18 protein-coding genes are annotated in these 24,934 nt (G+C 55.1%); all 18 read right to left on the bottom strand.

The window, feature by feature from the left end:
• Nucleotides 1–113 precede the first annotated feature (113 nt).
• The 18 genes from KXG62_RS01950 to KXG62_RS01870 all read right to left on the bottom strand — a co-directional run bounded on the left by KXG62_RS01950 (nucleotide 114) and on the right by KXG62_RS01870 (nucleotide 24,864).
• Complete coding sequence (locus tag KXG62_RS01950; protein ID WP_218090206.1) at nucleotides 114–2,444, bottom strand: helix-turn-helix domain-containing protein; 2,331 nt, start codon at nucleotides 2,442–2,444, stop codon at nucleotides 114–116.
• A 55-nt stretch (nucleotides 2,445–2,499) separates the two neighbouring features.
• Entirely contained in the window at nucleotides 2,500–3,378 is an 879-nt protein-coding gene (locus tag KXG62_RS01945) for a carbohydrate ABC transporter permease (protein WP_218090205.1), read from the bottom strand.
• A 19-nt stretch (nucleotides 3,379–3,397) separates the two neighbouring features.
• Nucleotides 3,398–4,363, bottom strand: a complete 966-nt coding sequence (locus KXG62_RS01940; RefSeq protein WP_218090204.1) for an ABC transporter permease — start codon at nucleotides 4,361–4,363, stop codon at nucleotides 3,398–3,400.
• A 94-nt stretch (nucleotides 4,364–4,457) separates the two neighbouring features.
• A complete protein-coding gene (locus tag KXG62_RS01935; protein ID WP_218090203.1) occupies nucleotides 4,458–6,065 on the bottom strand; it encodes an extracellular solute-binding protein in 1,608 nt (535 codons plus the stop codon).
• A gap of 408 nt (nucleotides 6,066–6,473) precedes the next feature.
• On the bottom strand, nucleotides 6,474–8,111 hold the full coding sequence (locus tag KXG62_RS01930; RefSeq protein ID WP_218090202.1) for a type 2 periplasmic-binding domain-containing protein: 1,638 nt from the start codon (nucleotides 8,109–8,111) through the stop codon (nucleotides 6,474–6,476).
• A 70-nt stretch (nucleotides 8,112–8,181) separates the two neighbouring features.
• On the bottom strand, nucleotides 8,182–9,063 hold the full coding sequence (locus tag KXG62_RS01925) for a carbohydrate ABC transporter permease (RefSeq protein WP_218090201.1): 882 nt from the start codon (nucleotides 9,061–9,063) through the stop codon (nucleotides 8,182–8,184).
• Complete coding sequence (locus tag KXG62_RS01920; protein ID WP_218090200.1) at nucleotides 9,063–9,956, bottom strand: ABC transporter permease; 894 nt, start codon at nucleotides 9,954–9,956, stop codon at nucleotides 9,063–9,065. The genes KXG62_RS01925 and KXG62_RS01920 overlap by 1 nt, the downstream gene beginning before the upstream one ends.
• Nucleotides 9,957–10,167: 211 nt before the next feature.
• Nucleotides 10,168–11,649, bottom strand: coding sequence for a response regulator (locus tag KXG62_RS01915; protein WP_218090199.1), 1,482 nt, complete (start codon nucleotides 11,647–11,649; stop codon nucleotides 10,168–10,170).
• Complete coding sequence (locus KXG62_RS01910) at nucleotides 11,621–13,429, bottom strand: sensor histidine kinase (protein WP_218090198.1); 1,809 nt, start codon at nucleotides 13,427–13,429, stop codon at nucleotides 11,621–11,623. Before KXG62_RS01910 ends, KXG62_RS01915 begins: the two co-directional genes overlap by 29 nt.
• Before the next feature lie 150 nt (nucleotides 13,430–13,579).
• Nucleotides 13,580–14,617 carry a DUF6528 family protein gene (locus tag KXG62_RS01905; protein WP_218090197.1) on the bottom strand — a complete coding sequence of 346 codons (1,038 nt, stop codon included), beginning with the start codon at nucleotides 14,615–14,617 and terminating at the stop codon, nucleotides 13,580–13,582.
• Nucleotides 14,618–14,642: 25 nt separating this feature from the next.
• On the bottom strand, nucleotides 14,643–15,683 hold the full coding sequence (locus tag KXG62_RS01900) for a DUF6528 family protein (protein ID WP_218090196.1): 1,041 nt from the start codon (nucleotides 15,681–15,683) through the stop codon (nucleotides 14,643–14,645).
• A gap of 134 nt (nucleotides 15,684–15,817) precedes the next feature.
• Nucleotides 15,818–15,937, bottom strand: a complete 120-nt coding sequence (locus KXG62_RS34590; protein WP_425517318.1) for a hypothetical protein — start codon at nucleotides 15,935–15,937, stop codon at nucleotides 15,818–15,820.
• Nucleotides 15,937–16,383 (bottom strand): glutamate--tRNA ligase family protein, encoded by a 447-nt coding sequence (locus KXG62_RS01895; protein WP_218090195.1) that lies wholly within the window; start codon nucleotides 16,381–16,383, stop codon nucleotides 15,937–15,939. The genes KXG62_RS34590 and KXG62_RS01895 overlap by 1 nt, the downstream gene beginning before the upstream one ends.
• Before the next feature lie 254 nt (nucleotides 16,384–16,637).
• Complete coding sequence (locus tag KXG62_RS01890) at nucleotides 16,638–18,896, bottom strand: right-handed parallel beta-helix repeat-containing protein (protein WP_218090194.1); 2,259 nt, start codon at nucleotides 18,894–18,896, stop codon at nucleotides 16,638–16,640.
• Between the two features lie 250 nt (nucleotides 18,897–19,146).
• Nucleotides 19,147–20,469, bottom strand: coding sequence for an ABC transporter substrate-binding protein (locus KXG62_RS01885; protein ID WP_218090193.1), 1,323 nt, complete (start codon nucleotides 20,467–20,469; stop codon nucleotides 19,147–19,149).
• A gap of 75 nt (nucleotides 20,470–20,544) precedes the next feature.
• Nucleotides 20,545–21,270 carry a DeoR/GlpR family DNA-binding transcription regulator gene (locus KXG62_RS01880; protein ID WP_425517324.1) on the bottom strand — a complete coding sequence of 242 codons (726 nt, stop codon included), beginning with the start codon at nucleotides 21,268–21,270 and terminating at the stop codon, nucleotides 20,545–20,547.
• Between the two features lie 377 nt (nucleotides 21,271–21,647).
• Nucleotides 21,648–22,997 (bottom strand): ABC transporter substrate-binding protein, encoded by a 1,350-nt coding sequence (locus tag KXG62_RS01875; RefSeq protein ID WP_218090191.1) that lies wholly within the window; start codon nucleotides 22,995–22,997, stop codon nucleotides 21,648–21,650.
• A 49-nt stretch (nucleotides 22,998–23,046) separates the two neighbouring features.
• On the bottom strand, nucleotides 23,047–24,864 hold the full coding sequence (locus KXG62_RS01870; RefSeq protein WP_218090190.1) for a metallophosphoesterase family protein: 1,818 nt from the start codon (nucleotides 24,862–24,864) through the stop codon (nucleotides 23,047–23,049).
• Nucleotides 24,865–24,934: the final 70 nt, after the last annotated feature.

Here is a 24,934-nt window from a genome sequence, read left to right as displayed (position 1 = left end):
CGTTCTCTCCGTCCATGGCGGGTTCAAGCTTTCCATGAACGCGGGGTCAACGGCAAAAAGCCGCCATCGCGGCGGCAGCATTCGTGGAGATCGTCTCCTTCATATGGCGATGATTACAGCGATTCGCGGTATTTGCCCGGGGTCGTGCCTTCATACTTCTTGAATACCCGAATGAACCCGATATCGTTGGCGTAGCCGACTTCATTGGCGATCTGCATAAAGGTCAGCTTCTTGTTCTTCATCAGCTTCTTGGCTGCATCGATCCGGACTCTCGTGACGTAATCCGTCAAGTTCGTACCCGTCTGCTTCTTGAACAGTGCGGACAAATATTGCGGTGTCAGCTCAAACTGCTCGGCGATCATCGTCAGGCTGAGCAGTTCGTTGCCGTAATGCTGCTCGATGAACTGCGTAATCCGATCGGACAACGGCCGGCTGCCGCGGCTGCGGCTAGCCTTCAAGTAACCGCACAGGGCAAGGAACCACTCCCGAATCTTCACCTGCATCTCATCGACGGTCAAGCAGGCGGACAGCTCCTTGAGCGGATCGAACGCTTCCCCGAACACTTCGCTGTAATACGGGTCCAGCGGGTTAATGATCTTCCACAGCGTGCTCACCATGTTATTGCACAAGCTTCTGCCCATATCCGGCGTAATTCGGCGCTGGGTAAAATGCGCATGAAACAAATTCCCGATCACTTTATCGACATTGTCGACGTCGCCGCTTTTCGTAAAGTTGATCAGCTGCATCTCCGTCTCGATCGGGTAATAGTAATGCCGGTCGGCATCGGCAATGTCCTTGTAGCGGATGATGGCGCCGTGATCGCGGTACATCTTGTAATCGAGCGCGCTGAGCGCCTCGAAATACGATGCGCCGACCCCTTCCACGCCTTCGTGCACGTCGCCGATCGCGATCGTCACGTTCGTTTTGAAACGCTGTTCCATGACAGGCAGCAGTTTGTCGGCGATACCGTCCAGCATGCGAGAATCTTCAGAGCGCTCCTCCCGGTAAAAGTTGACAAGCAGCGCGACGCGGCTGCGGTCCAGCTCTACCGCGTACCCCCACGCCTGTTCCCGAATCAGGTCATGGCCAACGTTGCAAATGATAAACCGGACAAGCGCCCATTGCCGCTCCGACGAATCGCTGCTGAAGCCGCTGAAATCGGCGATCTCGATCAAGATGACCGCGAACTCGCCGGACACGAGACGTATGTCCATGAACTGCAGCGACTCGTCCGTCATCCCGGAACCATCCACTTGCCCGCGGACGAACCGGGACAGGAAGCTCGCCCGGATCACCGGGGCTTGGCGGGATAACGTATGCCGGAGCTCCCGTTCCTCGTGCATGGTCATCCGGATCGTCTCGCGGATGAACTCGTATTCGTTGACCGGCAGTGCAGCCTTCCCGGGCTTCTCCTTCTGCAGCGCGCGAACGACATCCCGGAGCGGCGCATAATTGCGGTGGAGCCAATATACGATCGCCGCAGCCCCTCCGGCAAGGCAGATGACGAGCAGCGTCATCATCCAGTTTTTGAGGGTATGCACCTTCGCCAGATACACATCCTTCGGCATGATCAGGACGTAGTTCCACCCGTTGCGCTCGGATTCGGTATGCAGCAGCATCTTGTCGACGCCTTCATCCTGGTATTCATACGGCGCCCCGCCTTTCGGCACCGTAAGCCGGAGCCGCTCCCAGAGCTGTGCCTGCTGCTCGCTGCCGACAAGCAGCCGGTTCTCGCGGTCGAGTATGAAGACCGAGCTCTGATAGGCGGACTCGATTTGCGTCAGCATGCTGCGGACTTTATTCATATCGAGCAGAATGACCAGCGCTCCGCGCAATTCGTTCGGCTCGCCCAGTGGCAGCGTCTGCACGAATGTAATCGTGTCCAGCTTGCCGCTCGGCGTGTCGTACGTGACGGGCGTATAATCCTGATAGTGAGGACGATCGATCAGCCGGCTGCGCCACAGATTGAAGTCCGGGCCGATGGGACGATACAAGCGGTCATACAGCATATTGGCCGTCGTCTTGGCGCTCGGCAGCAGCACCGTATCGGTCGCGCTGAGATAGACGTAATAGTCGCGAATATAATCGCTGGCATTCTGGTATCGCGACAGATGCTCCGTCACGAATTCGACGAACTTGTAAGCGTCCTGGTCGCCAGGGCTGTCGGTATTGCTCATCAGCCACTGCAGCCGGGAATTGAACGCAATCTGCTGGGACATTTGCTCCACATCCTTGAGCTTGATGTCCATCACCTGCCGCAGCTGCTCCAGCATCGCAAGATTCGCCCGGTTGGCGTTATCGACCATAATATTGCTCGTTTTGGTATACAAAATCGATCCGAGGACAAGCGGAAGCAGGAAAACGGCCAAATAAGACAATAAGAGAGTGATGAAAGCGCTGCCACGCAGCGTGCTGCCGAACCGCACCGAAATCACCTCTTCCATGGAGTCTCGATATTATCTTATTCGAACTCGGCTTCCTTTTTCCTTCTTCCCTTCCTTATTCTTTCAGCGCTCCGATCATGACCCCTTTGACAAAATATTTTTGCAGGAACGGATACAAGATCAGAATCGGAAGCGTCGCAACCATGATCGTCGCATATTTGATCGTTTCGCCGATCGGCATCTTATCCACGCCTGCGGCGTCCGTCGTCATGCTGTCCGTGCTGTTCGTAATGAGAATCTCGCGCAGGATGAGCTGCAGCGGATACAAATTGCGGTCGCGCAAATAGATCATCGCGTTAAACCATGAATTCCAATGGCCTACGGCATAGAACAGCAGCATGACCGCCATCACCGGAATCGATAAAGGAATGATGATCCGCCATAGGATGGTCCATTCGCTTGCGCCGTCCATTTTCGCCGATTCCTCGAGGCTGACCGGCACGGCCTGGAACGACGTCCGCATAATGATCAAGTTCCACGTATTGATGGCGCCGGGAATGATCATCGCCCACACCGTATCGACCATTCCCAGATTGCTGACGAGAAGATACGTCGGGATGAGCCCCCCTTGGAAAAACATCGTGACGACGATCATGAACATGACCGCGTTTTTAAAATATACGTTGCGGCGGGAAAGAAAATACGCCCCGAGCGATGTCATGATGAGGTTGAAGAAGGTGCCGACGACCACATAGAACAGCGTATTGCCGTATCCGTTCACAATGTTCGGATTGGCGAAGACAGCCTTGTATGCATTCAGGCTGAAGCCGTACGGCTTCCACAGCAGCCCGCGGTGCTGCGCAAGCGATCCCGGATCGCTGATCGACGACAGAACGACGTATAGAAACGGATACAGCGTGACAAAGCACATGACGATCATCAAGGTCACGTTCACAACGTTAAACGTTTTCTCGCCAAATGAAGGTTTATCCATCGCGCTTCCCCTCCTTTCGTCACCATAGTTTCGTTTCGCTCACCCGTTTGCTGATGCTGTTGGAAACAATGAGCAGGGAGAACGCAATGACCGCGTTAAACAAGCCGACAGCCGTCGTGTAGCTGTAGCTGGCTTCCAGAATCCCTTTGCGGTACACGAACGTGGAGATCACGTCTGCGGTATCGTAGGTCAGCGGATTGTACATGAGCAGTATTTTTTCGCTGCCGACGGACATCATCGATCCCATCTTCAATATAAGCAAAATAATGACCGTGGGCATAATGCCCGGAATCGTAATGTGAACCATCTGCTTCCAGCGGCCCGCCCCGTCGACTCTTGCCGCTTCGTATAACGTGGGATCGATCGTCGACAGGGCAGCCAAATAAATGATCGAGCCCCAGCCGACTTGCTGCCAAATGCCGGAGGACACGTAAATCAAACGGAACCAGTCCGGTTCGGACAAGTATGACTTGGACGCGAGGCCAAACGTAGACAGCAGCTGATTCACAACCCCGTCCCGCGCCAAAAAATCGACCAGCATCCCCACAACGACGACAATCGAAATAAAATGCGGCAAGTAGGTGATCGTCTGAACGATCCGCTTGAACGCCTGCCGGCGCAGCTCGTTAAGCAGCAGCGCGAGAATAATGGGCGCCGGAAATCCGAATATCAGCTCGTATACGTTGATCAGCAAGGTGTTGCGAATAATGCGCCAAAAATAGTAGCTGTCGAAAAATTGCTTGAAATGCTCCAAACCGGCCCACGGGCTCCCCCATATGCCGGTGCCGGGGCTGTAATCTTTAAATGCGATTTGCAGGCCATACATCGGACCGTAATCGAAAATGACATAGTACGCGATAACCGGCAGCACCATCAAATACAACAGCTTGTTGCGCCGTAAATCACGGCCGATCGTCACCCAGACGCCCGGTTCGGAACGGGCCGGTTTGGCGGCGGCCGCTGCGGCGGATTTGGTTGGATTCAAACGGCGATCCCTCCGTCTCGTTGAAATTGGCGCAGGGAGATGAACGGATCATCTCCCTGCGCGTGGAGTCTCCTGGCAATCGTTGGTCCGTGCGTTATCGTTTGTTGTATCGTTCCAGAGCGGCTTGCTGGATCTTGATCGCATCCTGAATGCCCATGCCCTCGATCGTCTTAACGTACTTATCGAAGTTGTCGAGCGGCTCCGCTCCCATAATAAACTTGTTGAACATCTCGTCCTTGAACGTGTTCACGTCGTTCATGATCGAGGCGAACTTACCGCTCTCGCTTGCGGTCGGCGTCACTTGCGGAAGCTTTCTTTCGTTGGTCGGCTCCGACCAGATGCGGATCGAATCCTTCTGCTCGGGCAGCGCGGCATACTGCTCCATATAGCGCTTATCTTGCACGAACGGGCCGTTGAAGTTGGCGCGCACATGGCGGGCCATCGCGTAAGCCATCGACGTATCTTTCGGGTTCATGATGCTGTCCAGATAGACCGGATAGCCGTTCTCCATTTTGTACGAGACGCCTTCGACGCCGAAGTTAAACAGCATTTTGCCTTCGTCGCTGTAGGCGTAATCGAGCCATTTGGCCGTCGCTTCCGGGTTCGCATTGGTGGTGGAGATCGCCGCCGCGACACCGCCGGAGAAGTTATACGACTTGGCGCTCCACATCTTCTTGTCGCCCTGCTTGACCACGGGGAACGGAGCGGCCACGAGCTTGAAGCCCGGTATTTTATTATTGACCAGCGACGTATAGTTGCCGATGCCGGAGCCGGTGCTCATCACGGTGGCGAACAGCTGATTTCCCGTCACCTTGGCGTCCTTCAGCTTGCTGTCCGTTACGGCAAAGTCCGGATCGAGCAGCCCTTCCTTATACCATGTGTTCATCAGTGTGAGGAATTGCTTGTATTCCGGTTGAGTCGGACCGTAGCTGACTTTCCCGTTCACCTGATAAAAGTCGTAGTTCACGCCGAACGAGCCGAGGAACGGAATCGCTCCGCCCATATCTCCTTTGCCGATCAGCAGCGGGATTTCATCGGCTTTGCCGTTCCCGTTCAGATCGGTTTTCTTGATGGCTGTCAGCACCTTGTGCCAGTCGTCTAGCGTCTCCGGCATTTTCATATTCAGCTTGTCGAGCCAGTCTTTGCGGAGCGCAATGCCGTTGCTGACCAGCAAATAATCGTCGCCGCGCAGGAACGGGAAGCCGTAAATGCTGCCCTCGTCCGTTACGATCTGCTTCTTCCAATCCGGGTTTGCATCCAATATTTTCTTTAAATTCGGGGCGTTCTTGGCGATAATGTCGTTGAGCTTAATAATCTTTCCGTCCTTAATCGCTTTCTCCGGACCGCCCGGGTATCCTGTCCAGCCGTATTCGATAACGTCCGGCAGCTTGTTGCCCGTAATCATCAGATTGAACTGATCTTTCTCCTGGCCGACCGGCGGATGCTGGAACTGCACGTTGACGCCGGTTTTTTTCTGCAATTCCTGATAGACGGTCATGTCCCCGAAGCTTTTCAGCGTCGCCGCAACGTTGCTCGCCAGGCCTACCCAATACGTAAGCGCTTGCAATTTTGGGGGCTCTCCCGTTTGCTGCTGACCCGTCGGCTGTTTCCCCGAGCCGGAGTTACACCCTGCAATGATCGAGACCGACAGCAGTGCCGTCGTCCCTGCGGCAAGCCATCGTTTCCGCTTGTGTTGATCCATACCCCTTTTTCCTCCTTTAAATGAAACTCTGCTTAGCGAAATAGCCAGCTCCGACGAAGCGGTGCAGAACGGCCGGAGCGAAGCTGCTATGACTTGAAGGTGAAAGAGCGGCGCATGACAAGAAGCGCGGGTCGATTTCGCTATTTTCTATTTAACACAAGGAGCGGGGCGAGCGAAATCATTTCGTTTTAACTTCATAAGCCGAAGTTAACATTTGCCGTATTCTATTTTTAAGATGGGCTATCCAAATTTAAGATCTTGCTTGAATCGCCCCGGAAATGCTGCCATGGAAGTGAAAAAGCGTCCGGAGTCATAGCCGCCGAACGCCGATTGCACAGCAAAACCTCTCCAGGGGCCGATGCCCGGAGAGGTTCCTGGTTCCTGGGATTGGACGATCCGCTGGACGCGTTATTGATCCAGTCCTTGCTTCCGTACTTCTTCGTTCACTTCTTTAATCGCCTGCTGCAGTCCTTTATTGCCATAGCCTTTCACGATGCTGTCCCACATGGCCGCCGGGTCCTCTTTGCCGAGCACCACCTTGATGACGTCATCCAGCGGATTGATCGCGCTGAGCTTCGCTTTGGCCGGCGTATAGAGCAGCTCGACTTTGAAGTTTGTCGGGACCGGCTTCAGCTTCTCTACGTTGCTTTTGTACGTATTGTACGAAAGCGTCCACAGCTTGTCACCGTAATTGATTTTGTTCATCGGGTTATCTTCCAGCTCGAGCTGCTGCCCCCATGCCGCAAGCGCGCCGAACAGGCCGCCGTATGAAGGATAAAGCGATCCGAGCGTCTTGAACTTGCCCGAGTCGTCCTGTTCCCGGGTAACGACGAATTTGTCCCCCTCCTTCTTGTAATCTTTCCCCTCGAAGCCGTACCGCTTGAAGGTCACGAATTCGTCCGACAACAGCCAATCGTATATTTGTAAGATGCGGTCCATTTTCTCGTCGCTCACCTTGGAGCTGAAATAGCTTTCCGACCAGAAGGTGACCGCGGTATAGCGGTACCGGCTTCCGTCCGCCGCCGCCCAGGAGATCGGAATGATCTTGATCACGTCTTCCATGTTCGTATCCTTATTATATTTGCTCCAGGCGTTCTTCATGTTCAGCAGCGCATTGGGCGTCCCTTGGACCGCAAGCGCGCCGACCTTGCCTTGACCGAACTTGTCGTATCCGTCGTTGGGTTTCATCAGCGCAAAATCTTGATCCAGCGCCTTCTCCGTATACAGCTGGCGCAGCTGCTTGACGACGTCCTTCATTTTGTCCGACGCAAAGTACGGAATATATTGGCCGTTCTCCTTCACCCACGAGCCGTTAATGACGTTCGGGAACGTTCCGCCGGCGATCGGAACGAGGAAGGTGTTGGTTCGGAAGGACAGGCCGATCGTATCGTTCTTATTGTTGCCGTCCGGGTCCCGCAGCGCGAACGCTTTGAACATGTTCAAGTAGTCGTCATAGGTGACGGGATCTTTCAGACCGAGCTTCTCCATCCAGTCCTTGCGTACGACGATGGCGCGCTCGATGGCCCACTCGTCGGTTTTTTTGTACGTTTGGCGCGGGATCATATAAAATTTGCCGTCCACCTTCAAATCCTTCGTGTCGTCCAGCTGAAGCACCTTCTGCACGTTAGGGTACTTGCTCAAATCGGACGGGAGCGGACGCACGATCCCTTGCTTGATCCGCGAGTAGTATTGCTCGCTGTTGATCACGTCGTCGCTGATGATGTCGGGAAGATCGCCGGAAGCGGCCCACAGTTGGTACTTCTCCTTATAATCCGCGTAGCTGATCACTTTGTCGACGATATTGACATTGAACTTGTCCTGTATGAATTTCAGGAATGCGTCCGAATTGCGGTCGGGAAACGCGGAACCGATATTGAAGAACGAAACCGAAATATCAAGCTTCTTGGCGTTGTTCGAGCCTGTGGGCGCGCTGGTTTCGCCGCCTTTGGCCGTCTGCGCGTCCGGGCTGCCGCTGCAGCCGGCAAGCGCCGTGGCCGCCAGAGCAATAGCCATACAGGATGCGCTGAATCGTTTGGAGTTGAACATGGTAAGCCTCCCCCATTTGCTTTAAGTTTGTTGATTAAAGCCGATTTAAGCCGCGTTTTGAACGCGGCATTCATTCCTTGACCGCGCCAAGCGTAACGCCGGCGGCAAAATATTTTTGCAAATACGGGTACACGAGCATAATCGGAAGCATGGTTACGATGACGCTGGCCATCTTGAGCCCGTCGGGATAAATCTCGCTGAGCTGGGATACCATGGCCGAACCCATGTCGTCCCGGCGCATCTTGGTGATGTCGATCAGCATATTACGCAGAAACAGCTGCATCGGGTATTTCTTCGGATCATTGACGAACAGCATTGCGAGGTACCATTCGTTCCAGCGCGACACCGCGTAGAACAGCGTAATGGCCGCGAGCGTAGGCTTCGAAATCGGGAGCACGATGCGGAACAAAATATAAATGTCGTTCGCGCCGTCGATCTTGGCCGACTCCTCGAGCTCCGGCGGAATGGAACGGAAATGATTGATCAGAATGATCAGGAAAAAGGTATTGACCGCGACCGGCAGGATCATGACGCCGTACGTGTTGATCAAGTGCAAATTTTTGATCGTAAGATAGTAGGGAATCAAGCCGCCGCTGAACAGCATCGTGAACACGATGGCAACCATCAGAAACCTGCGGCCCGGCATCTCTTTCTTCGACAGCGCATAAGCGCCGCATGAAGTCACGAGCATATTCACCAGCGTACCGACGACGGTGACCATTAACGAATTGGCGAGCGCCCGGCCGACAAAACTGCCGTTCAGCAGCGTTTGGTAGGAAACCGCGCTGAAGCTCGTCGGGATAAGATATAGCCGCTGCTTGGCTATGGACGCGGGATCGGCGAACGACGTAATCAGCACATTGTAGAACGGCAAAATCGTCGCCAGCGCAAGCAGCAGCAGCGGCAAATGAATCAGCGCGCCGGACAGGCTCCATCGTTTGATCCCCGGCATCAGTAGATCCCCTCCTGGCCCAATCGCTTGGCAATCCGGTTCGTCAGCACGAGCAGCAGGCAGTTGATGACCGATTTGAACAGGCCGATCGCCGTAGAGGTACCGTAGCTCGAACCGAGCGCAAAGGTGCGCCGGTAAATGTACGTATCCAGAATGTCCGCTTTTTCATATACCGCCGGATTGTACATGTTAAAGATTTGATCGAATCCCCCGCCTCCGGAACTCATCGTCCGGCCGACTTGCAGGATGAGCAGGATCACGACCGTTCCCTTCAGGGCGGGCCAAGTAATGTGCAGCATTTGCTGGAATCGTCCCGCTCCGTCGATGGAGGCTGCTTCATAGAGCGCCGGATGAATTCCGGCAATCGTTGCCAAATAGATGATCGTCCCCCAGCCCATATCTTTCCATAGGCTGCTGGAATAAATCAGGCTGCGGAAGTAGGTCGGATCGACGAGCAAGCTTACCTTCTGCAAACCAACGAGTTCCAGCAGCTGGTTCAATACGCCGAAGGTGCCGAGAAAATTGACCATAATGCCGCTGACGATCACCCACGACAAAAAGTGCGGAAACGTATACACCACCTGATAAAACTTCCGGGCTCCGGCTCTCCTCACTTCATTGATCAACAGCGCGATGACGATCGGCACGGGAAATTCGAACACGAGCCTGCCCAGCGAGATGATGAGCGTGTTGCGGAACGCAATCCAGAAATCGTCCAGCATGAAGATTTCCCTGAAATTGGCAAGACCGACCCACGGACTGCCCATGATTCCTTTGGCAAAGTTAAATTCCTTGAACGCGAGCACAATGCCGTACATCGGGCCGTAATCGAACACGGCGTAGTATGCCGCAAGCGGCAAAACCAGAAGATACATGTACTTGTACTCCATCATTCGCTTTATCCGCCTGGCGTCCGTTTTCAAGTATACCCCCTCCTTAATAAAGCGTTTTCCTCCAGCGGATGATTCGAGTATACGAGAACCGGCGCACGGTCCATATGAATAAAACCAAGAGATTATATGTAAAAAATGGCTGTATGCCGTCACGTTAAAAGGAGGTTCAACCGATCGGACGGATGGACCTCCTTGAGCCGCCGGCATAACGCTATGTGGCGGTATGGCGCACGCCGCCGTACGCACGGAATTCGCTTGGCGTAAGCCCGGTATGCTTCTTGAACAGCTTGGCGAAATAAAAGTAATCGTCGTATCCGGATTGCTCGGCCACCTCGCCTACCGACAAACCGGTTCCCAGGAGCAGCTTGGAGGCATGCTCCATCCGAATATCCGTCAAATATTTTGTAAAGTTGACGCGCATTTCTTTTTTGAACAGATGGCTCAAATAATTGGGATGGATGTAAAAACGTCTGGACACCTCTTGCACGGAAAGACGTTCGCGAAAATGCTTGCTTACGTAGTCCACAATTTGCGGAAGCCGCTCCTCCTCCCGCAAGCTTCGCAGCGGATCGGTGTTTGCAGAAGCGTCCATTAGCGTAAGCTGACGCAAATCATCGAGCATCGCACGGGCATTGCCGAAGAGAGCGACGAGCTCGTCGTAATCATGCACATAATGCTCCTCGCCAATGTTCGGATTCCCTGCGGCATACAGCAAAGAGAGCGTGTGATTGTAAAGCCGAAAGGCATGCCGAATCGTGCATCGCCCTTCCCGAAAGCTCGAATCGAGCCGGACGAACGCGCATTCCGTGCGAAGGCGGTCCTGTCCCGCGATCGCTTCGGACAACTCGCGGAACGCTGCGGCCTCGGGTTGGAACTCGCCTTTGACCGCATCATCCGCTTCTTCGGCCATCTGTTCCCCCGTCGTGAACCAGCTATACGAAGCGGCCATCGCCGCCTCGACCCGCTCGCGGACCGAGCTAGACGTTGCGAAGGGCAGGCTGATCCCGATCCCTTTGAGCTGCGGCGCTGACAGCGCGGACAGACGCTCCTTCGTACCGGCGAGGTCTTGGCGCCTGACAAAACATACGAACTTATCTCTCCCGACCCGAAGTGCGCTCCCCATAATCTCGCTCGCAATCCGCTCGCTACCGCAGCCTTGAAGGGCCACCGCCACCGCGCCGCCTTCCTCCGTCCATCGCAGCCCCATCAGCCGGCTTAACGTATCGTCCATCGCAGTGCCGGCCGGCCGGCTATCCTCTTCCGATCCCGCCTCCGAATACATGGCGTTCAGCAGCTCGAGCTGAAGAAGCCGGTTCGACTGGACGATTCTATGCTTAACCGCTTCCAGCGCCGCTTCAATCTCCGTCCGTTCGAACGGCTTCAGACAGTAACGGACCGCGCCGTACTGCATCGCTTGCTTGGCATACTCAAACTCGGCGTAGCCGGTGGCGACAATGCAATGCACCGGCACCTCCGCGCTGTGCAGCCGCCGGATGAGCTCCAGGCCGTTCATGCCGGGCATCCGTATATCGATGAAGGCAACATCGGGACGAAGTTCGACGATCCTGTCGAACGCTTCCAATCCGTTGTAGGCTTCTCCAACCACGTCAAAACCGAGCGACTGCCAATGAATGGTTGCCTTCAAGCTTTCCACAATCCATTTTTCATCGTCTGCCAGCAATACTTTGTACATGGTCTTCCTCCCTTGCCGGAATGCGTATCGTGACCTTCGTTCCGCAGCCAGGCGCGCTGTCGATCGAGACGATCCCATATTCGGCCCCGTACGTGTACTTGATTCTGCTGTCGACGTTGCGTAGACCGATATGAGCATTTCGATGAGCCGGCGACGATTCTCCGTTAGCCGTTTCGAGACTGGCTCTGATCGCCTCCAGCCGTTCCGGCTCGATGCCGGCCCCGTCGTCTGCGACCCATAGCAGCAAATCGTCCTTCTCCCATCGGCAGCCGATCGTCAGCAGCTTCCGCTCGAGACTCGGCTCAATACCGTGGAAGACGGCATTTTCCACCAGCGGCTGCAAGATCATTTTCATGACCCGGCAATCGCTGCATGCGTCCGCCAGCTTGTAGCGAACGTCGAACCGGTCTGCGAACCGGACCTGCTGAATGCTGACGTAAGCCCGGATGATCCGAAGCTCTTCCTCCAGACGAACCTGCTCCTCGCCCTTGATGCTGTAACGAAACACACGGCTGAGCGCATCGGTCATTTCGCGAATTTCCGGTACGCCTCTCACATGAGCGATGCCTTTGATGGTCTCCAGTGTGTTGTACAGAAAATGCGGGTTGATCTGGCTCTTCAAATATTGGAGCTCCGCTTGCTTCTTGTGCAGCTGCAGCTCATAAATATGCGTCTTGGAATCGACCAGCTTGCGGGTCAAATCGTCGATCTCGTCCAGCAGCGAATTGAATTGGCGGGCCATAATGCTGATCTCCAGATACCCTTCTGCCGTAACCCGCTTGTGGATATGATGCAGTCCCGACGTGCGCAGCTTTTGAATGAACGCGATGAAAGACTGAATCGGCATCAGCATGTTGCGGGTGATCGTGATGTACAGCGTATACATGACCGCGATTAGCAGCGCAAACATGCCGAGGATGAGACGCTGTACTTCCTCCAGCCCGCGAAACAGCTCGCGCTGCGGCAGCACGCTGACGATCCGTCCGTTCATCTCCGGGATCGCCTCCGAATGAACGATCGTTGTCTCGCCATTGCGCTCCATGGCATCGGACGAATGGCCGTCGCGTATGGCGGCGGCCGTTGCGGCGTCCAGCTTCTCCCCGACTTTCTTCGGATCGTTGCCGGAGGCGATCACCTGATTGCGGTCCAGCACGTAAAAGCTGCCGGAAATTTTACGGGAAACGGTCTCGACGGAGGGAATGAGCGCACGCAGGCTGAGGACCATGACCGCGTAGCCTATTTTGCGCTCGGCGGCGGCCGATCTTCGGTTATCGTAGACCGGCACGCCTACGTACAGGACGTAATCTTTGTAGTACGGCGAATATTGCACGCCGCTGTAATAAGCGCTCGTCCGCTCCGGAATATCGCGGAACGGAATGTACTCCCGGCAGCCAATGCAATTATACGAGCTCGTACCTTCCCCGATCAGGACGATGCCGAGGATGCCTTGCTTCATTGACTGCAGGTTGACAAGCAGCTTCTCCACCTTGCCATACCATTCGTATTGCCGCAGCCTGTCGTCTTCGAGCAAATATTCCTGCACCTGCTCGTTATACGCGATGTTCGGGATCATCCGGTTGATCGTGTCCGCGTTCGACGATATGCTCTGCCGGATCGTCGACAGCATCTCGATCGTGTAGTCGCTGTTGCGCTTAAACGTAATGTTCAAAATCTGATTATAGCCCCACACGCCCGCCGCCAGCAGAAACAAAAGAATCGCCGAGCCTACCGCGATCAGCTGCAGACGGATCGAATAATGATGAAAAAAGGCAAATCGCATCGGCACTCCCCCATGAAACGGTCATGTTGAAGCATTAATATGTTCATTGTAATGGGGCCGGTCTCCAGCCGTCTATATCCCTTCGCCGAAAAAATGGAAACGGAGCTGCCCGCTACAGGGCAGCCCGTGTCATACGACCGGCTCGGCTGGTTATTGGTAATTCGGGTTCCACAGACGCGCCTTGTAGAAGGCGGCGCCGGTCCGGGTTCTCGTCATATCGGGCGAGAAGAAATCGACGCTGTCTGTGCACCAGGTGCTCTGCGTGCAGCCGCCCGGCGGCGACTTGATTGTATCCGGGACCGTCTCTACCACTTGGCCGGACGGCTGGTCGCCGACGCTCTTGACACCGGAGCGTCCGATCGTTGTTGACGGATACGCAGCACTAAAGCTTTTCGTTGATTTGATGAACTGGTATACTTTGCTGCCTGTGCTCACCCACAGGCGATCGGTGTTACCGTAGACCGGCTGCAAATCGTGGCCGTGCGCCGTCGGCAACGCGACGCTGAACTGCTTCGTTATTGTCGGCGCACTCGGCGTGCCGCCGATCGTCAGTGCATCAAGCGTCGTTCCCAGCGCCCACAACGTATTGTTAAGCGGGTCCCACAGCACATTATGCGCCTCCGGCAAGTTATACTGTACATATGTGCTGGATGTCGGTCCTTGCGACGACGTATAGATCCGCACCCATCCTCCGGTGCTCGCCGCAATGGCAATGTTGCCGTTTGGCAGCAGCTCGGCATCATGCAGGTTCGGGGTGCCGGTCAGGTTGATCGACCATTTCTTATCGTTTCCGGCCGGATACGGGATGATCGCTGCCAGCCCGTACGAATCGGTTACGGTCATCCATTGTCCCCCAAACACGCAGTTATCGCGTATCTTCACGCCGGAGGGGCGTCCCCAGCCCGGCGTCGGGCTCGCGAAGCCGTTGGAGGCGCTTGGCGCCCATGTCCACTTCACGGCGGCGGACGTATTCCAATCGGCAACGCCGGGATCAAATACGATGATCTTCCCCCCGCTGGACTGATCCGTCGTCCCGACATAGTAATCGCCGGCGGCCGCCTCGCCAAGCTGCGGATGCAGCGGCGCGGCGGCTAACAGAAGCAGCAGGACGAACGCAACTGCAACAGAAACATTCTTCCTCGCTGCCGACAGCATAATGCCCATAACACGGTGAAATACAGTTGACATCGTGAGATCTTCCCTCCCGCTTTCCTTATTGATAATCCGGATTCAGAATTCTTGCTTTGTAGAAAGCTGCCCCGCTTTTCGTTCGTGTGGCCGACGGATTGAAGAAATCCACCGTATCCGTACACCAAGTGTTCAGCGTGCAGCCGCCGCCCGGAACGGTCTGGACCGCCTGCCCGGATAACTGATTTCCGACGCTGCGCACGCCGGCCCTGTTGATCCCGGACGATCCAGCGTACGTGGTCGACCACGTTTTCGACGATTTGACGAATTGATAGACTTGGGTATCGGTGCTGATCCACAGCCGGTCCGTATTGCCGTAGACCGGCTGGAGCTCATGGCCTCCGGTTGTCGGAAGTGTGACCTTGAACGATTCCTTGAGCGTCGGTGCCGCCGGCGACCCTTGAACGAGCAAAGCCGCGAGGGTCGTATCGCCTACCGCCCACAGAACGTTGCTTCGCGGGTCCCACAGCACGCCCCGCGCACCCGGCAGCACATACTGGGCATAAGTCGAGGACGCGCTGCCTTGCGACGAATTGTACACACGCACCCAGCCGCCTGACGAAGTCGAAGCGATCGCGATGTTGCCGCTCGGCAACAGCTCGGCGGACTGCAGGTTCGAGCTCGTGTTGAGATACCATTTCTTGCTGCCGCCCGGATAAGAGATAATCGCGGCAAGCCCGTTCGTATCGGTGATCGCCATCCATTGTCCGCCGCCCAGCGCGCAATTGTTCCGCAGTTTCATGTCCGTCGGCAGACCCCAGCCCGGTGTCGGACTGGCAAAACCGTTCGCCGCGCTCGGCGCCCACGTCCACTTCAGCGCACTGCCGGCATTCCAGTCGGGTGCATTGGGGTCAAATACCATGATCTGCTGCGAAGCTTGGTCTCCCGCGCCGATGTCGCAATCCGTCGCCGCCGCTTTCAACGGCTTCTGAGCGGCCGTACCCAAGCCGCCGGCCAAGAAGACCACAGCGAACGCGAGCACGACCATCGCTCGCCACACACGGGTACTGCCTCGGGAAGTTCCTCCCGGCCGGTCCATCCTCCATTTCACCCACCATTCACGCACTCCCATCATCCTCTCCATCGTTTTGCAAGCGCATTCATGTTCTTGAAGCTACTATACAGCGGGGATACGGGTGAGCATATGAACATTTCCAAGATGTTGTATGTAAAATTGGGTGGATCTATCCGAATATCCGGCTATATTGACCGGGCGAAAGCATTCAATCGGCCCCGCACCCGGTCTTCCCCCATAACTTGCATCATATCGTACAACTCCGGTGTTTGCGTTCTGCCGGTCAATGCGATTCTAAGCAGCATCACGATATCCCCGACATGGCCCTTGTACCCGGAAGGATCGCTCTTGTAGCTCTTCGGATTGCCGGCGAATCCTCAGCCCGCGAGCTTTGTTTATACGGTCCGTAATCGCCTATTTCCGCTTCGCTCCCCATTACGCCTTCATCCGCACGAATACCAATATATTCCATGGAATCTATGATATCTTCGGCACTGCCGGCTACCTCGCGCTTTTGGTCCGTATCTTCTATCCGCAAATAAAACACGCCGCCCGACTGATGCGCCAACCTCTCTGAAATCAATGTCGCATACAGCCCGCCGATCGTAAGAAAGCCGGTAGGACTCGGAGCGAACCTGGTGATTCGGGCTGCTGCGTTCTTCTGTCTTGGGGGATACCTGCGATATAGATCCTCGGGGAGCAGCGTTACATCCGGAAAAAGCAAATTTGCAATATCGTTATCGGTACACATCCTGCATCATCCTTTCAAGTGGAAATGATAAAAATAAAAAGCCTCCCGTCCTCTTCACAAGGACGAAAGGCTATGCTTCCGCGGTACCACCTGGTTTGGTTATTCAACCCTCTACTCGCGTCAAAACGACTAACGCTGCTTCTATAACGGGAAGTCCCGCCGGACGTACTCCTTCTTTCGGCCCGGTGCTCCAAGAGTCAAGAATCAGCCTGATAAGCGGAATATTTGGTATCCGGCCTGCTGTCGTCTTCACGCTAAAGAATGATGCCGTAATCGCGCATTCGCTGCTTCAGCAGGTTTACTTCCGTCTCCAGCTGCAGCAGCGTGGAGCCGCTCGTATCGGGAGTGGCCGGCAGCTTGCCTACGCTGCCGAACGCGAGGTAGCCGGGCGCAGCGAACGACACGGGACTTGAAGCGGCGGCCGCCGTCAGGTTCGCATTCAGCCGCACCTGGTTGCCGGAGATGCGCACAATGCGCCGCAGCTGATTGCCTTGATCGATACGAATCCACTGCTCCGGCTGCAGCTGCGAGGCGTCGTTCACATCGATGTACGGCGTGCCGGATGTTCCAGTGCCGGTCACGCCGGTCAGCGTACCCGCCGTCCCTGTCGCCGTCACCTTGAAGCCGGCCGGCGTCTTGCCCGCGTCGACGCTCAGTCCCGTGACGAGCACGATTTCGCCTTGTATGTACGTGCCGGAGGTCGGCGGGAACGTGGTCACGGTCTTTGCCGGCGGAGCGTCGAGCTGGACGGACGGGCTCACGCTAAACCAGAGGCCGCCCTGCTTCGAGGTGATCAGGTTGTTTTTGACCGACACGTTCGTGAACGTACCGTCAAAATCGTTGACCCGAATCGAGAACAGGCCCTTCGCCTGATCATACGTATCGGTGATGTAATTGCCCGAGATGTCCGCTCCGTTCACCGTAGACCGCAGCAATATGCCTGACCGGTACAGCTCCGAGGATGCGGGATAATGGCCTGCGTTCACGATCATGTTGCCGCTGATCTTAATATTGGTCGATACTCCGACCTTGGCCGTGCTGCCAATCCGAATCCCGGTTACCGGCGCGTTGCGGATGAGATTATCGCTGATCACGACATTCGTATAATCGCAGTTCCGGTACAAGCCAATGCCGTAAGCACCGTCATTTAGCGCGGAGCGGCGGGTGAACTCCTCCTCGAATACGATCGTGTTCCCCGTAATCGTAATGTTCTCGTGAGGCCCGACGTCCTCCGAGCTGCCGGCCGTTGAGATCCCGGTGGTCAGCGATCGCAAATGCACGGTATTGATCAGGTGAATCGTATTATTCGAGATGACGACATTTTTGATCCCATGCTGCAGTCTCGGGCCGAACTGAATGCCCTGGTTGGCGTTGCTGATCGTATTGTTGGTGACCGTCATGTCGCAATGCTCGCCGCTGGACTCGCTTGACTGCAAATTGATGCCGGTATAATAACCGTCACTGACGTTATTGGAGATGACGCTCGTGCCGGCATGCGTCTCGATCGCGCCTCTGGCCTTCTGGCTCGGGTCGGCGTAGAACAAACAGTTCGATACCGTATGGCTCCGGCCGTTCAAATAGATGGCCGAGTTATCGTAGTCGGGATCGCCTTGCGCCCTGACAAAGTTAAACCGGCAGTTAGTTATGACGGCGTTCCTGGCCGTAATTTTGTTCAGCGTTATGGTGTTTTTGCCGCAGGTAGGGTCGAATGTCACGTTATCGATGAAGATATTTTCATAATTGTAGAGGGCGATCACGAACTGCCAGTAATACGAGTCGGTTCTGGAGGAATCGATATTGCAGGTCAAATTGTTTTGCGGGTTCTGGTCGACACGCAGATGAGAGATGCGGACATCGCGCAAAGGAGTCGCCGAGCTGGCTCCGAAGATCATGCCGTAGTCTCCGGCGTTGTCTTTCACCTTGATGACTGAGCTGGTCCCTTCTCCCAGCAGGTTGACGTTGTTGCGCAAATAAATCCGGTTTTGACCGGAGGGCGATACGATATACGTTCCGCTCGGAATGAATACGGTCCCGCCTCCTTTGGCCGACGCTGCGTCGAAGGCCCGCTGGATCGCTGCCATATCGTCCGTCACGCCGTCGCCTTTGGCGCCGAACCACTTCACGTTCAAATACGCCGTGTCCAGCAGCCGCTTGAACCGCGCCCCGCTCGTCGATACGAGAATGAGGCCGGTATTGTCGGCGGAGGTTGTATCTGCCGGATCATACACAAAGTGCCCTTCTTGTCCTGCGTTTGTCACCAGATAGGCGCTGTCGGCATCGGGCGAGGCCAACGCCCGCAATTCTTCGATCGTCGTCGAGACGACGCAGGTAAGACCGGTGCCTGTGGTTGTACCTCCACTTCCGTAGACGGAGCTGGTCACCGATGCGGATGTACTGCCTTTCGCCACACTCCCCATCGTGCCCAACATAACGGCTGCTGCACCGGCTGCCCCCATCGATTTCAACAGCTTCCTCCGACTTATCGTCCCGTTGTTGTCCATCTGTTCACTCATGAACTGCCCCTCCTTTGATTATGATCCATAAGCGGGCTGCTGTCGTCGGCCGAAAGCGTATTCATTCCGCTTTCTTACCGCTATCATATCGTGGGAAACGAGAGAAAAGCTTTGTAGAATCCGTCACACTTTTTGCACTTTATTTTGCACGATGATTCGGTAATTTTGTACTCAAGCGCGGGTAGAACAGATGAAAAAAGCCCACGCGGTCCCACCCGGGACATCGTGAGCTCTATCAGGACGGCTGACGTTACCGCATCCCTGACTTCACTTCCTCGATCGCCTTGTTATGTTCTTCCTCCGCCTGCCGGAGAATCGTATTCAAATCCGATTTGCCTACTGTGTAATCGACAACCTTCTTCGAGGCGATATTGTAGCCTTCCTGATCGAAGAACGTGTACTTGCTTGGAATTTCCGCACCGTAGTCCAGTACGACGTTCGCCAAATTTTTGCCTTTGGCCGCCGGATTGTTCTCGAACGCGTGCTTGCGAATCTCTTTATCCTTCAGCGCGGTGATTCGCCCGTTCTTCGTTGCTTCCAACTGCACTTCCGGGCTCGAGCTCAAATACTGGATGACTTGGAATGCGATTTCCGCGTTTTTCGTTCCTTTCGGAATGACGAATCCGTCCGAGAAGCCAGCCGGCCCGAAATTCGGTTTGTCCTTGAACATCGGGTACGTCACGACATCCCATCGCAATCCTTGCGCTTCCATCGCTTCCATATCGGTATTTTGCAGCTGAATATGATCCGGGAACATCGCCAGCGTCCGTTTGTTCATGAATTCGTCCTTAGCCCCGCTTGCCGACTTGATCGGCTCCTGATTCGGAACGTCCATCGCCTGCTTGTAAAATTCGAAAAACCTGCGCCACGAATCGCTCTGGAAGTTGGACTTGCCGGTCGCCGGATTCACGTAGGATAAATTCATCTGCGACGTGAACCGGTTGATGATCGGCAGCTTCAAGCCTCTGTAATGAGTGTTCCCTTCGGTGCGCGTCAGCTTTCTGCCGATCTCGATCACTTCCTCCCAGGTCGGATTGTTCTTCGGGTACGGCACGCCGAACTTATCGAATATATCCGGGTTATAATGCAGCGCCAGTATAAATTCGTTAAACGGCAGGAAATAAATTTCGTCTTTCGGCGCATACGCTTTGATTGCGTTGACGACGTTCGGGGAGTAAATATTCAGATCCAGCTTATGCTTCTTGATCAGCTCGGTCAAATCCATCGGCACATCATACTTCGTAATTTGCTGGATGTTGGACAAGCCTTCCCATATAATGTCTGGCATCTGGCCCGTGGCGATCAAGTCCTGAATCGTCTGCCCCTTCCCCGTCTTCATCACTTCCAGCGTCACGTGCGGAAATTTTTTCTTCACGAAATTGTTGACGTACAAATCGACATCGCTCAGCGACGATTTCAAGAAAAATTTGAGCGTCACCGGCTCCTGCTTGACTTCCATATTCGTCTCTGCTCCTGCTGCCGCTCCCGGCGCAGGCCCGCTCGATGAGCTGCTGCATCCCGCAATAGAAGCGGCGAGCAGCAGTAAAAAGGTCGCTTTTGTTGGGTTAACCATCGTGAAATCCCCCTTCAAATGTCTATAATAGCGCTTACAACTTACGTTAAGAAAACAATGCCGACTGCAAAGAAGCTATGCGGTAACGACATGAATGCCGCAGCTTCTGAATGGTGCGAGGCATGATTCCGCCTCATCCGCTTCAGTCCCGGTAATCATCGTGTGGATGTCATGGATCGGCGCCAGCGCGTGCAGGGCGACTTTGCCGATCTTCGAATGATCGGCCAGCAGGATGATTTGCTGTGCAGCCCGGATCATAGCCTGCTTCGTCGGCACGACGAACGAATCCTGATACGTCAGTCCATAAACCGGATGAACCGCCCATGTGCCGATAAACGCCTTTTGCAATCGCATCGTTCCGAGCATTCGGTCGGCATACATGCCATTCAGTACAAAGCCTTCATGGAATAGCTCCCCTCCGGTAACGATCACTTTAATATCGGGACTGCGCAGCTCTGCGGCAATATTGATATCGTTGGTGACCACCGTCAAGTTGGAGCGGTGCAGCAGATGCGGAATCAGATGAACCGTCGTCGTACCGGAGTCGAGAATGATGCAATCGCCGTCTTCGATCATTTCAGCCGCTTTCCTGGCGATACGTTTCTTCTGATCCACCTCGTTAGTGGAACGTTCCATAAACGGAGGTTCGATGCTAACGCCCTGCTCCACGATCACGCCGCCGTGCGTCCTGCGCAAAAGACCTTCCTGCTCGATTTCCACCAAATCCCTCCGGATAGTAACCTCATGAACTCCAAAATGACGGGATAATAATGCTACACTGGCAGCCCGGTTTTCCTTCACGAATTCTACGATGCGAATTTTTCTTTCTGCAGCAAGCACTTCGGAATGCCCTCCCAACACATAACGCTTGTTTGTTCACAAATGATCGAATATGTACAATCCGATCGCGAATCGGATCCGGCTTCTCTTCGACACCGTTGTTGCCAAATGGTTGCAGCATGGTCTGCCATTTTAAGTCAGCGCTAACGATACACCTCCCGCTCGAGGTTTCATTTTATTAGTGATCAATTATGTTCTATTATGTTTGTATATGCACGTTTATCTTACAATCAAACAAAGCAACATGTCAATACCGAATTGAAATGATTACCATAAACACAAAAAAGCCTTACGGCGATTTTAAGCGCGCGCAGGCTTTTGGCTTGCGATTGATATAGCTATTTGAACTTCAGCTTCTCCGCTTCGATTTGCTTGTTCGTCAGCTCTTCCTGGTCTCTCATTACCGTATTGATGTCGTCATTGGTTGTGACGAGCCGTTTCGTGATCGCCCCTAAGCCTGAGATGACAATGGCATCGTATTCCGTAGGCGGATTCAATTTGGCCGATTTGTTTTTGAAAATGGAGGCGATATTTTTCCCTTTGTAGCTTGCAAGCTCGGAAGCATACTTCTTCTGCATATCCGGCGAGTTGATCGCCGATACTTTCCCTTTAGCGGTCACAATCGACTGCACGTACTCCGAGGTCAGAAATTGAATGACATCGAAAGCTTGCTCTTTGTGCTTCGTCGTATTGGACAGCAGGAACGCCTGAATGTCATACTCCCTTCCGGTTCCGAGCGCGTCTTTGAAATTGGGCAGCGAGACAATATCCCAGTTGAACGACGTTCCCTTGGTGTGCGCTTCTTCCAGCAGAATGGACGTCCCGCTGGCCCAGCCCGGCAGCATCGCAACGATCTGGCTCTTGATGAAGCTGTCATTGCTCTTCCCGTACTCATTCTCGGGTATTTGGTTATTCGGGATGGCGTTCGTATCGCGGATCAGCTGGTATACCCGCTTCCATGGCTCGGAGTTGATCGCGGCCGTCATCGTCTGCGGATGAACCCACGGCAGCGACAGCGCCGAACCGATATGGCGCGCATCGGTCGCTTCCAACCCGCGGTACTGCTTGCCGTCGTCGACTCTCGCTACTTTGCGTGCCACCTCCAGCGTCTGCTCCCAGTCCATGCCATCCTTCGGATATGGCACGCCGAATTTATCGAAGATGTCCTTATTATAGAACAAGGCGCCGAGATTTTGGGAAAACGGCATGGCGATCAATTCGCTGCGGCTACTGTAATTGCGGATCGTTGCGATCGCTTGCGGATCATATATGTTCAAATCGACTTTCTTGCTTCGGATCAAGTCGTCCAGACTTTGGATCAGCTGCAAGTTTTGCAGCTCGCGGAATTTCGGGTTCGCCGTATAAATCATGTCAGGGAACGTTCCGGCAGTGATGAGATCCTGGGGCGAAGTGCCCTTGCCGTCCCGTACCAATTTCAAAGTGACATGCGGCATCTTGACCTTGAGCAAGCTTACGAACAGTTCGAACTGCTCGTCGGACAGACTGGATCCGGTCTGATACAAGCTCAAGGTAACTGGTGCAGCCGGGGCCTCCTTGTCGGGCGTAGCCGCTTCCTGATCTTTGGGCTTATTCCCTGCCGGGCTGCCGCTGCATGCCGACAAAACAAGAGCGAAAGACAATACGATCCCAGCGCCAGCGCGCCGCATTCCATCCTTCTTCATGAACATAGCCGTTCCCCCATTATCATGTGTATTGCATGCAGTTCACTCTGCTGCATTAACCGTACTGCCAAAGCTGGAGCTGCGGGCGGATATGCGGACCGCGGGCCGCTGCGGCAAGTGCGAAATGCAGCTTCCCGGCAGGATCGACATGCCCTTTCGCGATAGTCCTCACTTCCGATGACGCATCGATGACATGCCGGATGTTCGCCGCAGCATCCCACAAAGAGGCTACGCCTGCGATCAGGAGCATTGCGTATCCCCGGCCAAGGCAAACGATTTGCGCTGCATCGGCCATTCCGCCGTATGGCAGCGGCAACGAAAGCTTGGCGGAGATTTCACCGCGCTGATAGAGCAAATCATAACCATCGTTATGCTCCTTGAGCACCGCTCGATCCTCGCCATCCGTGTCCCATGCCCGTACGCGCTCTTCCAGTATGCCGATCCGCCCTTCTTCCCAGCGGTACAATACGCCGTTCCGCGTATGTACCGACAGCTTCCCGCCGGATGCCTGCAGCCGGACAATCGCATCGGGGAACGTGTAGACGCATCGCTTCTGCTGAAAACGATCCGTCCCGTCAGCATCCGCGTCTACTGCGTACAAGGTACAGCCGCTTGCAGCCCACATGCGGCCATTGACGTCATAATCGATACTTGCAAGGTCGTTCTCGAATTCGAGAAACGGTCTATTGCGCTTATCCGGGTTGTCTCTGGCGAAGCGCCACAGGTCGTGGATATGGACGCGATACAGCCGATTGTCTGCCATGTATGCCGCCTCATCGCGGTGTACCGCTACATGGCCGACCGGCGAGCCGATATGCAGCGTCCCGAGCACCGCTTCCGCGGATACGCACGCTTCCCACAAATAACCGTCGCTTGCAGCGACAAGCCAGCGATCTTCCCCGATCTGGGCGATGCCTTGCGCGAGCGGCTCTCCGTCGCCGAGCGGGCATGCCGCCACACAGGAGAGCGGTGCTTCTTGCGGGAATGACGCAGTCTCTGGCGTTGTAAGCGCTTTACTCTTGCGGCTGATCAAACTGCCTGGGGTGCCGTTGAATGACCAATCGGCATCCGGCAGCAGCGACCGCTTGCGATGATCCAGCGTTGCCACCCGAACGCCGTGCTCCGTAATGTCGATAACCCGCGACAGCCTCTCGCCGTCTCTCGTCGCCGATCCGTGCACTCCTGTCGTAAAAAATGTCGTACCCAGACGAGTTGTACAGGAATCGGGATATGCATGCCCGAGGTGATAGTGGGCGGAGAACCAGAGTACGATTTCCGGCGTATGGCGGATCAGTTCGTACCAGCGCATCGCGTCGTGATTTTGATCCAGGTACGCATTGGTCGCGCGTACATGGACGCCCGGCACGGTCCGCAGTCCGCAGCCGATCGGCGGCGCGTGCGTGAACATGATGACCGGTACGCCTCTGCGTTCTTGCAGCTTCTGGCTCAGCCAGTCAAACTGCTCCTCCGACACGTAGCATTCCTGTACGCTATAGCATGAATCGCTCGGCTGCGGGTCCGTGCTGACGAAGAAGAGACGGAAGTCGCTTTCCTCCATAACCCCGTATCCTGAAGATTGACCGAACAGCCGGACCAGCTCCCGTTCCATCGTGCCGTGCGCCTGCCCTTTGCCGCCCGATTCCCGCTGCAGATCGTGATTGCCCAATATCGCCCGCATCGGCGCGCCGATGCGCGTGAGCAGCGCATGCGACTGCAGCAGCCCCTCCGGACTGCCGATCAGACGATTGCTGCCAAAATCGCCGAGCGGCACGACCAAATCCGGCGCGCATGCCCGAATATCGTCCATGCACTGCGCGGTCCAATCCAATTCGTCTTCCTTTAAGTGATAATCGCCCAACACTACAATACGCAATCTGCATCTCTCCTCCTCGCTGTCGTTACAGGTTAGCCGTCGGCTTCCTGCTTGCACTCCTCCGATTGCA

The sequence above is a fragment of the Paenibacillus solanacearum genome (assembly GCF_910593845.1).
Taxonomy (GTDB): domain Bacteria; phylum Bacillota; class Bacilli; order Paenibacillales; family NBRC-103111; genus Paenibacillus_G; species Paenibacillus_G solanacearum.
Note: the sequence above shows the minus strand (reverse complement) of the source record. Positions and strands in the feature narration are given on the sequence as shown.